General features: G+C 62.4%; 13 protein-coding genes. 8 read left to right on the forward strand and 5 right to left on the reverse strand.

Going from position 1 to position 12,837, the window contains the following annotated elements:
- On the forward strand, window positions 1-330 hold a 330-nt coding region (locus tag ACFCU0_RS00295; protein ID WP_434971651.1), incomplete at its 5' end, for an SDR family NAD(P)-dependent oxidoreductase.
- Between the two features lie 89 nt (window positions 331-419).
- Here the strand turns inward: ACFCU0_RS00295 and ACFCU0_RS00300 are convergent.
- From ACFCU0_RS00300 to ACFCU0_RS00315, 4 genes are all read right to left on the reverse strand, one after another.
- On the reverse strand, window positions 420-1,469 hold the full coding sequence (locus ACFCU0_RS00300; RefSeq protein ID WP_434971652.1) for a hypothetical protein: 1,050 nt from the start codon (window positions 1,467-1,469) through the stop codon (window positions 420-422).
- Window positions 1,470-1,546: 77 nt separating this feature from the next.
- Window positions 1,547-2,143, reverse strand: a complete 597-nt coding sequence (locus ACFCU0_RS00305) for a ribonuclease HII (protein WP_434971653.1) — start codon at window positions 2,141-2,143, stop codon at window positions 1,547-1,549.
- Window positions 2,144-2,330: 187 nt separating this feature from the next.
- Window positions 2,331-3,962 (reverse strand): UDP-N-acetylmuramoyl-tripeptide--D-alanyl-D-alanine ligase, encoded by a 1,632-nt coding sequence (locus tag ACFCU0_RS00310; RefSeq protein WP_434971654.1) that lies wholly within the window; start codon window positions 3,960-3,962, stop codon window positions 2,331-2,333.
- Between the two features lie 58 nt (window positions 3,963-4,020).
- A complete protein-coding gene (locus ACFCU0_RS00315; protein ID WP_434971655.1) occupies window positions 4,021-4,842 on the reverse strand; it encodes an alpha/beta fold hydrolase in 822 nt (273 codons plus the stop codon).
- Between the two features lie 1,048 nt (window positions 4,843-5,890).
- Here ACFCU0_RS00315 and rho point away from each other — a divergent pair.
- The gene (rho, locus tag ACFCU0_RS00320; protein ID WP_434971656.1) at window positions 5,891-7,003 is read left to right on the forward strand and encodes a transcription termination factor Rho; all 1,113 of its coding nucleotides are present in this window, start codon (window positions 5,891-5,893) and stop codon (window positions 7,001-7,003) included.
- A 298-nt stretch (window positions 7,004-7,301) separates the two neighbouring features.
- Complete coding sequence (gene radC / locus ACFCU0_RS00325) at window positions 7,302-8,105, forward strand: RadC family protein (RefSeq protein WP_434971657.1); 804 nt, start codon at window positions 7,302-7,304, stop codon at window positions 8,103-8,105.
- A gap of 153 nt (window positions 8,106-8,258) precedes the next feature.
- Here the strand turns inward: radC and ACFCU0_RS00330 are convergent, their stop codons facing one another.
- A complete protein-coding gene (locus tag ACFCU0_RS00330) occupies window positions 8,259-8,807 on the reverse strand; it encodes a shikimate kinase (RefSeq protein WP_434971658.1) in 549 nt (182 codons plus the stop codon).
- 41 nt (window positions 8,808-8,848) lie between these two features.
- Here ACFCU0_RS00330 and truA point away from each other — a divergent pair, with 41 nt between their 5' ends.
- The 5 genes from truA to ACFCU0_RS00355 all read left to right on the forward strand — a co-directional run bounded on the left by truA (window position 8,849) and on the right by ACFCU0_RS00355 (window position 12,666).
- Entirely contained in the window at window positions 8,849-9,634 is a 786-nt protein-coding gene (gene truA, locus ACFCU0_RS00335; protein WP_434971659.1) for a tRNA pseudouridine(38-40) synthase TruA, read from the forward strand.
- A gap of 80 nt (window positions 9,635-9,714) precedes the next feature.
- Window positions 9,715-9,897 (forward strand): hypothetical protein, encoded by a 183-nt coding sequence (locus tag ACFCU0_RS00340; RefSeq protein WP_434971660.1) that lies wholly within the window; start codon window positions 9,715-9,717, stop codon window positions 9,895-9,897.
- Between the two features lie 273 nt (window positions 9,898-10,170).
- The gene (locus tag ACFCU0_RS00345; RefSeq protein ID WP_434971661.1) at window positions 10,171-11,445 is read left to right on the forward strand and encodes an arginine deiminase family protein; all 1,275 of its coding nucleotides are present in this window, start codon (window positions 10,171-10,173) and stop codon (window positions 11,443-11,445) included.
- Between the two features lie 123 nt (window positions 11,446-11,568).
- Window positions 11,569-12,054, forward strand: a complete 486-nt coding sequence (tadA, locus tag ACFCU0_RS00350) for a tRNA adenosine(34) deaminase TadA (RefSeq protein ID WP_434971662.1) — start codon at window positions 11,569-11,571, stop codon at window positions 12,052-12,054.
- 72 nt (window positions 12,055-12,126) lie between these two features.
- On the forward strand, window positions 12,127-12,666 hold the full coding sequence (locus tag ACFCU0_RS00355; RefSeq protein WP_434971663.1) for a DUF411 domain-containing protein: 540 nt from the start codon (window positions 12,127-12,129) through the stop codon (window positions 12,664-12,666).
- Window positions 12,667-12,837: the final 171 nt, after the last annotated feature.

Below are 12,837 nucleotides of genomic sequence, written 5' to 3' on the forward strand. Positions count from 1 at the left end.
GCCTGCAAGGCCGGTGTGCTGGCTCTGACCAAGTCGGCCGCCCAGGAATATGCATCGCAAGGCATCCGGATCAACGCGCTGGTGCCCGGATCTTTCGACACCCCGATGCTCGAGAAAGCGATCGACGTCGCAACGGCCCCGGGCGGACCGGCCGAGGGCGAATCCCGCGAGGCGGTCCGGAAGATGTACGGCAGCAACAGTGCGACGGGACGGGTTGGGCGGCCGAGGGAAGCCGCGCAGGCGGCCCTGTGGCTCGCTTCAGAGGCGGCCTCGTATGTCATCGGCCACTCGCTCATTGTCGATGGCGGATGGACGGCTGCGAGCCGGTGATCCACCTGCCGAGATTGCCCCCGCGACTCCGAGGAGGGTATTTATCTACGCCGCTCGGAGACCCGGTACGCCGCAGGCCCGGCACTGCATCACTTTGTGTCTGCCGGACCCCGAACATCGCGTCCCGGCGCGTTCCTGTGGCCGTCCGGCGGATCGTCGAACTGCATCGAGGAGCCTCCCTTTGGCGGGCGTTCGGCATCTTCGGACGTGCGGGACGGACGCGCAAGCACCTCGGCGTCCTGGTTTGCCTCGCGTGCAGCACCGACCAGTTCGTCTTCCGCGATTTCATCGAACGGGTACCGTGCGGCGTTCACGTACTTCCACGGATCGTCCCCGTCGAACGTGCGTCGACGGTCGTCCATGTAGTCGCTCGGTGTGTGGGCGGCGCGCTCCGGGGGCACCCACCATCGCCCGGTCAGCCTCCGTACGGCACCGCTGGGCCCGTACGTCTCGTCGAAACGCCGAAAGAGAGCCGGCACCTGTTCGTAGAGATTCCCGCTTTCAAGGGGAAGGGACTCGCCGTTGAGTGTCCATCGCTGGGTGGAATCAACATTGACCAGAACGGACAATGCGTAGGCCGGGAGATCCGGCAGCGGCGTCTCTGACTCCGCCTCCAGGTCGTCCACGAAAAACACCTCATCGAATCGCTCCCATGCGAGCGCCTCGGTCATGTCGGGCGCCAGGATGTCGAACCCGCAGTAGAGGTCGTATCGGCTGCTTGCACCTCGCTGCTGTGGCACATCCAGCGCTCGAACACCGCGCACCCACTCCCACGGGATCCGGACCGTCGACTTGCGGTCGACTTCCTCGGACGGGTACAGGGTGACCCCCTCAGCATCGAGGCGGAGCAGACGCTGTCCGGCCCGTGCCTGCGTGGCTCGCGCCGCGGTGTAGCGGTCCCACAGCACGACGTAGGCGATCAATACTCCTGCCGCAGCGCCTGCCAGATAGAACGGAGATCCGACAAACTCGACATCGAATAGAACGCCGAACAACACGATGACAAGCGCTGAAGCAATCTCGACGTACGACATCACCCGGGCGAATGTGCCGGACACGTGCGATTCCAGAACGGGACCCTCCTGTTCGCGTCGTACGCGCGACCAGGCGTCGTCGATCATGTCGGGAAGGGACGGCATATCGCTGGCATTGAATGGTCGAACGGCGCGCGGACATATACGATGGGGCGGTACGGACCGTTGCACGCACGGCGCCGTCAGGCCGAGCGTTGTAGCTTGAAGCTCTGGCGGTGAAAGGACGTGACGCCGTGTTTCTCGATGGCGTCGTAATGCTGCGCCGTCGGGTAGCCGACGTTAGATTCCCATCCGTACTCCGGGTGCTCGGAGGCGAGCGTTCGCATCATCCGGTCCCGCTCCGTCTTCGCGATAATGGACGCAGCCGCGATCGACTGACTGGTCGCATCACCCTTCACAACGGTCTCGTACGGCCAGCTGGAGTTTTCAATCCATCGATTGCCGTCCACGAGGAGGTACTCCGCCGACGGGGAAAGATTGTTCGTCGCTCGTCGCATCGCTTCGAGGGCTGCATGCAGAATGTTGATCTCATCAATCTCTTCCGGCGAACAGATGCCCACCTCCACCGACAGTGCCTGGTTTTCGATTTGCTTCCGGGCGTCGTTTCGCTTGCTTTCGGAGAGCGACTTACTGTCCTGAATAGCGGGGATTTCAACATCACGCGGTAAAATCACAGCGGCGGCGACAACCGGTCCCGCGAGGCAGCCACGCCCCGCTTCGTCAAGGCCTGCAACAAATTGATATCCGGACGTCCAGAGACGGCGTTCGTGGTCGAGCATGTACGGGTGTTTAGGTGTGAAAGTATGAAAGTGTGAAGGTCTGGAGGTCTGTATGTTTGTATGCGTGAGGGTGGGGCGGTCGGAGGGCAGGTAGGTTCTCGTCGGCGAACGCTTTGGGGCCGCCGTGAACCCTGAACCTTGAACCCTGAACCCTGAACCTTGAACCTTGAACCTTGAACCTCCCCCCCTACTCCTCCAGCTGGTCAGGGAGGTCATTTTCGTAAAGCACGATATCCCCGTCGCGGAGGTAGGTCTGCAGAAACGCCTGCGCGTCGAAGAGCGAGGAGAACACTTTGGTCTGGTTTTCAGGGTAACCAGACTCGCGCAGCCCTTCGCGGATCGGTTCGGTCTGATCGGGACCAACCAGTACGGCCAGATCGAGATCGTTGTTGGCGATGTGTATTCCAAGCTGCTTGTTCTCTCCCCACTGGCGTTCGCCCAGCTCGACCATCCCCGGCGTCACGATCACGCGTCGCCCTTCATTCATCCGCCCAAGGATCTCGACGGCGTTCCGCGCGCCCACGGGATTGGAGTTGAACGCGTCGTCGATCACGGTGATCGCGCCCTCCTGCCGTAACTGAAGGCGATGCTCGACGGGTTCGACCCGGCGGATTGCGTGGGCCATCGCCCGCAGCCGTAGCCCCATGGACCGCCCGACCGCAACGGCCAGAAGGATGTTGACCACGTTGTGCCGCCCGAGAAGCTTCGTCTGAAACTCCGCCTCGGTGCCGGTATCATCCTGCACCGTAAAACGTGTCCCCTTCGTGTCGTATGTGATGCCGGATGCGGTGATCTTGGCATCCGGATGGTCCTCCAGGCTGATCCCCCAGATCGGGCCGTCGGCTCGTTCCCGCATCGCCTCCACGCGGGGATCGTCCAGATTCAGCACCGCCGGACCGCCTGGAACCGTATGCTCCACCAGCGTCCCTTTTTCCCGCGCGATGGCATCCTGGGAACCCATCGTCTCCAGATGTGCGATCCCGATGGTCGTCACGACCGACGTGTCCGGCCGGGCGATGTCGGTCAACTCGGAGATGTCGCCCGGATATCGAATGCCGTACTCGAGCACGAGAACCTGATGCTCCGGCCGCAGCTTGTTATTAACGACGATGCAGATCCCCATCGGCGTGTTGTAGGAGCTCGGCGTGGCCAGCACGTTGAACTTCTGCCGGAGCAGTTCCGCCAGAATAAACTTGGTGCTCGTCTTGCCATACGACCCCGTGATACCCACAACGTGGAGGTCCGAGCGCTGCTCCAGGGTGGAGCGTGCCTGTCTCTTGTAGCCTTCCTGGATGGTCCGTTCGACCGGCGTCATCATTCCGGCTCCGGCGGCAACCCAGAGGGGCGCGCCGAGGTCTGCGACGAACAGACCGAGCAAGTACCAGAACGTACCCGACCAGTCACCGGTCGTCGCACCGAGCCATGCGCCGAGCGCAACGGGAATTACGGCCACGAGCGCCGACGGGACGGCCAGCCGCGTCATGCGCGCTGTGAATGCCAGTGGTTTTTTCTCCCGCGTGCTCCGATAACGTTTCGACGAAATGAACGCGAACGTCCACATCAGAAATGCACCGGCGGCGACCCCTACCGCCGAGAAAAAGGCAAACCCCGCGGCCGCCGCGAGCAGGATGACGACCCCTGCCACATGGGAGAGACGCACCACCGCGTCCGTGACGTGACCGGCACACCACCGTGAGAACCGGTCTAGCTTGTAGGTTTCCAGCTGGAAGACGTGCAGAAAGAACCGAACGCGGCGCATCAGGCGCCATCCGGCAAACAGGGTAGCCAGCAAACCAAGCGTGAACAGCAGGACGGTCATGCGCACCAGATGACAGAAAGGGACAGGGAGGCGAACAGACGGTCGGCGATCTACCGGGTCAGCCGGCCGTAGAACCGGCCGTCTCGTCGTCCTCGATGCGAGCCTGGGGATTATCCAGAAAATGCCGCGTCGCGGAAATTACCGTCGCCGGTTCGTCGAGGTATCCGTAATGCCCGGCACCTTCGAGCGGGACGACGCCGCAGTCCGACAGCGCCTGCTCCAGCGCGTCGATCTGCCTGCGCGTGATTGCCGTGTCCTCCGTTCCCCAGAAGATAAGTGTGGGGACATCGATGCGGTGCACGGGGCCGTCGAGCGTGTGTGTAACCGTCTTGACGAACGTTTCACGCATGACGCCGGAGGCCTGATTGTAGTCGGACGAGCCGAGGGCACGCCAGACGATGGTATGCCGGAGCCAGTCCTCCGCGGGTTCGCGAATCGGGGAGGGCAGTGCGGTGATGGGGGCTTTCAGCACCTTTGCCAGCATCGCTTTCGCCCGGGTCGACCACGACCGTTCCGGCGTCATTCCGGACGGGCTCACGAGCACCAGTCGGGCAACCACGTCTGTGTATGGGTCCGTCGCCGCCATGAAAAGACCGATCCGGCCGCCATTGGAATGGCCGAAGATCGTCACGGCCTGCCCGATCTGCTCCGTCACATAGTCCAGAATCAGGTCTGCATGCTCTGGGACCCCCCACGGAGACGGCGGAGGCGGGGATTCTCCGTGGCCGGGCAGGTCGACCGTATGCGTTCGGTAGCGATCCGACAGAGCATCCGCCACAGGCTGCATATTCCGAGCGTGGCTCCCCCAGCCGTGCAGCAGAACCACCGGGGGACCATCGACCGGGCCGCGGACATCAATGTGCAGATCGGTGTACGTCACAGGGGAGTCGAAGCAGGGGCGGAAGGCACGGCGAAAAAGATCGTTCGGGAAACCATCCTGTCAGGGTAGCGTTCCAGCGCATTGTAACTCATCGTCAGTCGCCAGTGCCGATACATGTCCGCACGTCTCGGCGCACGCTCTCCGCATCGGTCCAAGATCGGCAGGGCCAGGCGTTGACGATCTCCGTTCCACGTTGTATCCTCCGTATCAACGCCCGGTGGTTCGTGGAAACGAGTCCCCCGAGGTTCATCCCTCGCCGGTGCTTTCGCATCGGCCTGTACCCCTGCGCATCCGCGGTCGCCTGATGTGGTGATATGCGTTTCAGGCCTATCGCGGGCCCGATGACGACACGTCGCACTTGTGTTATCGTCTTGCGCCTGGATGGGATATGTCGCGCATGCAGTCGCGCGTTGACCGGATTTCCCGTTACGGGATGTTTGTCCCGGTCGCCGGCGGCAACGCCCGGGAAGCGTCGTACCTGAGGGCCCCTTGCATCCGCCTGACGCGCCCCGACCGGACATCCCGCGACCTCGCGTGTTCGCTCTATCGGCGACCCGAATGGGACCACGCAACCAGTGCTGGCAGGATTGCACAGTGCTGGCAGGATTGCAGTATTGGCAGGATTGGGTGCGCCGCGAACGGGGTCGCACGGCCCACAGCTTTACCGGCTGCCTGTTCTGTTTTCCGCCGACGTAGCCGACGCACGCAACGCGTCATTCCGGCGTTCGCAGCTGGAAGAATGTACCGTGCAACAGCACCGGTTTGCCTTCCGCACGGACGCGACGCCGCCCCCCGTTTCTCGTCAGACGTCCGCAGACCAGATCTACACACGCCGGCGACAAGGCCGGTCATCCGACGTCTCAAGCAGACCTTCACTCTCGATCTTACACCCGTAGCACATCGGCGGCCGGCGTCTCGGCCCGGAATGTACCGCACGTTTACACCGCTCTCGATTTTGACTCGGGATGCATACGTGGTGAACGAATGGCACGTCCGCAGGTCCAGCGCCCTCGGCTGCTGAGTCGATCAATCACCTTCTTTCCGTCTTATGTCAGATAAATCGTTTCGCCGGCTCCTCGAACTCATCGGTGACAAGAAGTACGGCTTTATGCGGGAGATGCGGCCTGATCTTCCCAAGGATGATGATGATCCGTTCATGCCGCCGCCGCTCATCCGCAAATTTAACCTGCGGGATGGCGTCCTCATTGAAGGATCGCTAAAACCCGGTCGTAAGGGTGGCATGCAGGTCGGATGGATCGACACCGTGATGGGCATTCCCCCGAAAGAATGGGCGCAGAAGAAGGACTTCGATCACGGGTCGATCATTTACCCGGAGGAAAAGCTCAACCTGATTACCGGGGCGGATGATGTCTCTATGCGCGTGGTCGACCTGGTGGCACCGATCGGCAAGGGACAGCGCGCTCTCATCGTGGCTCCCCCGCGGGCGGGGAAAACCGTTCTGCTGAAGAAAATGGCAGCCGGCATCTCGCAGAACCATGAAGACGTCGAGCTCGTCGCCCTCCTGGTTGACGAACGCCCGGAAGAGGTCACCGACTTCCGCCGGACCACGAACGCACAGGTGTTCGCCTCCTCCAATGATCGGGGCGAAGACAATCACGTTCGTGTGTCGACGCTTGCGCACGAGTACGCCAAGCGTCTCGTTGAGCTCGGCAAAGACGTCGTGATGCTGCTCGACTCGCTCACCCGCCTGGGCCGAACGTTCAACTTGGCGATTGACGGGAGTGGACGCACCCTCTCCGGCGGTCTCGACGCGAAAGCCCTGAAAGTACCGCGACAGATCTTCGGTGCGGCGCGGAATATTGAAGAGGGCGGATCGCTCACGATCATCGCGACGGCGCTCATCGAAACGGGAAGCCGAATGGATGACGTGATCTTCGAGGAGTTCAAAGGCACCGGTAACTCGGAGATCGTCCTCGATCGGGAGATGGCGGACAAGCGCATTTACCCGGCGATCAACCTGCGGGAAAGCGGCACCCGGAATGAGGAGCGACTCCTCGGCGAGGCACGGATTCAGAAGCACAACAAGCTCTTCCGTGCGCTGAACTCGCGCTCGCCGGTCGACGCCATGCAGGCGCTGCTGAGGCACCTTCGAAACAGCCCGACCAACCTGCACTTCCTGAACGAGTTCGTGCCGGAGTAACCGGCGTGCCCCGCCCCTGACACGTCGCCTCGGCAGTATCCGGCGGTCCAGCTATTCGGCTGGGCCGCTTTTTTATGGGCCGCCAATCGTAGCCGGGCCGCCAGTCCCGTTCATGCCGTTATGATGTGCGTGTTATGACATCGGAACGCCACGGGTCTTGTATGTACTGGATGCCCATGATGTACTGGCTGCCCATGCACTGCCGCCCGCGTGGACGCGCCAGTACCGCCAGAAGAGCCGGGACCTCCCGCTCCGCTCGATCCCGTACCGAATTCCGGTTCCGTCCCACCGTTCTTCCATGCCCGACACTTCCTCGCCATCCGATGCGCCTCGTTCCGCAGATCCGGACGACGCGGCCCCTCCGCGTGAAGAGTCGTCGACGAACGAGCCGCTCGCCGCGCTGGCGTACACGCCCATCCATGCATGGGACCCGGACGATCGTCCCCGCGAGAAACTGATGAAGCAGGGCCCCTCCGTGCTCTCAAACGCTGAACTGCTCGCCCTTCTCCTCGGCACCGGAACCCGAACGAGCGACGGGCCAATGTCCGCCGTACAGCTAGGTCGTGCCGTTCTCAACGCCTTTGGCTCCCTCCGCGCTGTATCCCGGCGCCCCCTGAAGGAACTCACCCGCGTCCCCGGGATCGGCCCGGCGAAGGCGTCGACCCTCATGGCCGGGTTCGAAATGGGACGCCGGGCCGCATCGCAGGAACCCGGCGAACGGATCCAGGTCACGTCACCCGGCGACGTGGCCGCCGTGTACGGCCCCCTCATGCGCGACCTCAAGAAGGAAATCTTCAAGGTCGTTCACCTCAACACGGCAAACGTCATCTTGAACGACTACACCGTCAGCGAAGGGGGGATCGCCGCCAGTATTGTGGAACCACGCGCAGTCTTCGAGCAGGCCATTCTCGACAACGCTGCTTCGGTTATCTGTCTACACAACCACCCGTCGGGCAACCTGGAGCCCAGCCGAGAAGACGTCCGTATCACGCGTCAGCTCGTCGACGCGGGCAGCCTGATGGGCATTCCGGTACAAGACCATATCATCATCGCAGGGTCTGGGTTTACGTCGCTGGCCTCTCGCGGAGTAATCTCCGGCTAAAAGAGGCAGGGCGAAGGGCGGAATGCTAAATGCTGAGGGTAATTCGAGAGGCGAGAAACGATGGAGAAGGGCGCCTCCCATACACTCCCGATCGCTGGGACGTGCATGTCGGGCCGGCCGGTCTCGCGGAGATGACGGGTGCTTGAACCCGGGCTACACGAGGTCGCCACGGTGGGACCAGACGGTGGCGATCTCATCGATAATGGTAGCCACCTCCTCTGGATCGCGGTCGGCCTTTACGACAGCATGCGCCTGTTCGTACGCTGCCCGACGCTCGGATAGCATGCGCTCGATGCGTCGACGCATGGCCGTTCGCTCGAGGGGACGGCCGTTCTCGTCCTGCAGCAAGGGCCGGTGATCCGCCTCTCCGGCCACCCGATCGAGGATGGTGTCGGCATCGACCTGAAGCGTCACGACCAGACCATGCTCCTTCGCCCACTCGCGGTTCTCCGGGCTCACCAAGGCGCCGCCTCCAAGCGCGACGACCAGGTCCTCTCGGTCCGCCGTATCCCAGATCGCACGCGTCTCCCGCTGACGAAAGCCAAGCTCGCCCTCGACCGCGAAGATGTCGGGGATGCCCCGGTCCGCCTCTGCCTCGATAGCGTCGTCCAGGTCCACAAATGCCATGTCGCGCCGCCTTGCCAGGAGCGGGCCCACGGTCGATTTGCCACTGGCCATGAAACCGGAAAGATAAATGCGCATTGCGCTTTGTGCTCTCTCGTTCGTACCGGACACGTTTCCCCATGCCTCGCTTTCGACTCCTCATCGAATACGACGGAACGGAGTTCCACGGCTGGCAGATCCAGCCCGACGTCGCAACGATTCAGGGAGCCCTTGAGGAGGCGCTGATGACCGTCTTTTCTGACGACATCCGGGTCACGGGCTCGGGACGAACGGACGCCGGCGTGCACGCAAGGGGACAAGTCGCTCACGTCGACCTTCCAGAGGGGACGGATGCATTCCGACTTCGCGCCTCTCTGAACGGCCTGACGCCGGACGCCATCGCGGTTCGCCGCGTCGAGCAAACCCACGACGATTTCCACGCGAGGTACGACGCTCGGCGTCGCCGGTACCACTACTACGTCCATACGCAGCCCTGCGCCCTCGACCGATTCACCCGAACGCTGGTTCGCCCCATCCCGGACTTCGATCGCATGAATCGAGCAGCGCCCGACTTGCTCGGGGAGCAGCATTTCGGGGCGTTCTGCATCACCCAATCGGATACGGAGAACCGCGTGTGCACCCTCACCGAAGCCCGGTGGATCGAGGAAGACCGACGCGGGTTCTGGCGTTTCGAAATCGAGGGAAATCGGTTTCTCCACGGGATGGTCCGTGCCGTGGTCGGCACGCTCGTGGAGATCGGTCGGGAGCAGCGCCCGACCGATGACCTGCCGCGGCTTATCAGCACCCGGGACCGCCGCGAAGCGGGCCCGTCCATGCCGCCGGAGGGCCTCGTTCTGGAAGACGTCGGATACGCAGGCGACACGGACGACCCGAACGGAGATCCCCCCCACGATATACAGCTGTAACCTACCGGGCGGACGTGTACGTCTTTCGGTTGAAGCAACGGCGGTCCTCTTCCACCTGCCCGAACCCAACCGCATCCGTCATGTCCGACCTTCCTCCCCTCCTACGCTGGATCATCCTCGGCCTTCTCGTTCTGATTGGACTGAGCGCCGTCGGTGCCGTCGCGAACGTTGTGTTTGCCCTCCTCGGCATCGGTCTGGACATTCTCGTACTCGTGCTCCTCGCCTTTGTCATTGTCCGCATCGTTGATCGATGTTTCGGATGAACGGGGCCCGTCCGGCACGCGGTCGGCTTCAACGAAACGCCGTGATCGTGCCGATGCGGATACTTCCCGAATCCATCCTACGGTCCCACCACCGGCTGGTGATTCCGTCGGTCATTGACGACGTTACGTACTGATCGCCCCAAACACGAGCCTGCCTCCGGTACTGGAAGCGGTTTCGGAGCAACCTGCCCGACGCTTCGTACACCCACTGCTGTCACATCCATAGTTTGTGGCGACGGCCCGTAATGACCTCTTCATTAGCTCCCCCTGTCTGTGCCTGTTGACGCCGCTACACCGCCCCGCTCCGATTCCAGCACACTCAGTGTCACGTCCGAGGCCGATCTGTTGCGCCAGGTGATCGTACACACGCCGGGCCACGAGATGGAAATGGTCTCGCCAAGCAACCGGCTGGAACTGCTGTTCGACGACATCCTGTTCGTCGGCCACGCGAAGAAGGAGCACCTCCTAATGTGCGCGGTGTTCGAGAAGATCGTTGGCCGCTCGGACGCCGTCCTACAGGTGGGAGAGCTGCTGCTGGAAGCGTTTCAGTCGGAAGACGCGCGCCATGACTTCGTGGAACGGCTCTGCCGCTCCCTTCCCGAAGCCAATCTGCAGGCCGTCGAAGACGACCTGAAACGCCTTTCTCCGGAGGAGCTCCACCGATTTGCTCTCACCGGGGAAAGCGACCTTCCGGTGATGACCCTCCCCGTCCCGAACCTGATGTTCACCCGGGACCTGGCCGCCGTAGTGCATGACCGCATCATCTTGAGCCACGCCGCCACGTCGGCGCGAACGCGGGAAAGCATCATCATTCACGTCGTGCTGCATCACCACGCGCGGTTCGAGGAAGTCCGAGACAACATCATCAAGCTGCCAAAAGGCGTCACCTTCGAGGGCGGCGACCTCCTCGTGGCGTCCCCCGAGACGGTTCTCATCGGGCATTCGGAGCGAACCTCGTTTGGCGCGATCATGGCTATTGCGCATGAGCTCTTCGAGTCCACGCCCGTCGAAAACGTCCTGGCCGTTGACCTACCGAAGATCCGCGCGATGATGCACCTGGACACGGTCTTTACCTTCGCCGCGCCCGACGAATGCGTGGTGTTTCCGCCCGTGATCGATAACGAAGACTTCGGCTACTGCGTCCATCTGACCGCCTCCGGCACGACAGGAAAGTTCGTCACGGACATGCGGCTCAGCTTCCGTCATGCCCTCGAGGAGCTACTTCAGCGAGACATCACGTTTATCAACTGCGGCGGTGCCGACCGCCTGCAGCAGGAACGAGAACAGTGGACCGACGGTGCAAACGTGTTTGCCGCCGGACCCGGTGCGATCATCGGGTACGAACGAAACCGGCGTACCTTCGAAGGCCTTCGCGAACATGGGTACCGGGTTGTAACCGCAGAAAGCTTTCTGTCCTACTACGAGCACTCGGATTATACACCGGGGTCGGAAAAACTGGCGATCCAGCTCGCCGGAACGGAGCTCTCGCGCGGGCGCGGCGGTCCTCGTTGCATGACGCTTCCCGTGGCCCGGAGTACCGGCGAATGACCAAGCGGCTACCCTTCGCCGTTTCCGGCGATTCCCGAATCAGGGTGTCCCCCGGTCCAGTGGGGTCGACGCCCTCCCCTCTGCGTCTGCAGTTTTCCTCCACTCCTCTGTCTATAGCCTCGGATGTCGCTCGATCGAATGATGGAACCGGACCGCAAGTGGATGCAGAAAGCGTTTCGGGAGGCGGAGCGGGCGTACGATGCGGACGAGGTGCCCGTCGGAGCGGTCGTGGTGAAGGACAACCAGATTATCGGACGTGGGCACAACATGGTCGAGCAGTTGAACGACCCGACGGCCCATGCCGAGATCATCGCTATCACGGCCGCCTGCGACACACTCGGCGAGAAACGGCTCACCGACTGCACGCTCTACGTTACCCTCGAACCGTGTCCGATGTGCGCCGGCGCCATCGTTCATGCCCGCCTCAAACGGCTGGTCTTCGGCGCCTTCGATGAAAAAGCGGGCGCGACATCCACGCTCTTCAACATCGTCCAGGACGACCGCCTGAATCATCAGGTCGAGGTCGTCTCCGGTCTCGAAAGTGAACGGTCCGGCGGCATTCTCCGGGACTTCTTCCGGCAGAAACGAGAATCGACCGGCACTGAATAACGCGCCGGGAGCACGCGTCACGCGTGCGCGTTTCTACATCTGATCCCTCTTTATCCACGTCCCTACGACGCGATGGCGACGTTTTATTCTCCCTCCACCTATCTCAAAGTCTTTGCAGCGGGCATCGTCCTCGCCGCAGCCGGCATTCTTCTCTACACGTTCTTGCAACCGGAAAACGTCGCTTCCGGCACACAGGCTACCGACCTTCCGGACGGAATCGCGGCGTCTGCTCCGGCCATGACGGTGTACTCCAGCCCAACCTGCGGCTGCTGCATCGATTGGGTGAAGCACCTGCGAGAGCACGGGTTCACGGTTGAAAAGATAAACACTGAACAGCTTCAGCAGAAGAAAGCGGAACTCGGCGTGCCCCAGCGCCTGTCGTCCTGCCACACCGGTGTGATCGGTGATTACGTTGTGGAGGGTCATGTCCCCGCGGAGCAGGTCAAACGTCTTCTCGCGATCAAGCCAGACGTGCGCGGTCTGAGCGTGCCAGGCATGCCGATCGGTTCGCCCGGCATGGAACGGGGAGATCGGTATGACCCGTACGACGTGGTGGTCTTCCGTACGGACGGTTCCGCCGGCGTCTTTGCCTCCTACCATCAAAACCAGTAAACCACGGCCAGACCTGCGCTCGCGGGTCGAACGGGTCTCGTCAACCCCGTGCCCGGCGGAACGGCGTGTGATTCACCCGTCTTCTGCCCGGCACAGTTGACATTAGCCGCGCATGTAACGATCTTGCATCTGTGGTGCCGGGAAAATCCTTCCGGTGCAGGTGAAAGCGCT

It is taken from the genome of Longibacter sp. (genome assembly GCF_051155795.1).
Lineage (GTDB): Bacteria > Bacteroidota > Rhodothermia > Rhodothermales > Salinibacteraceae > Longibacter.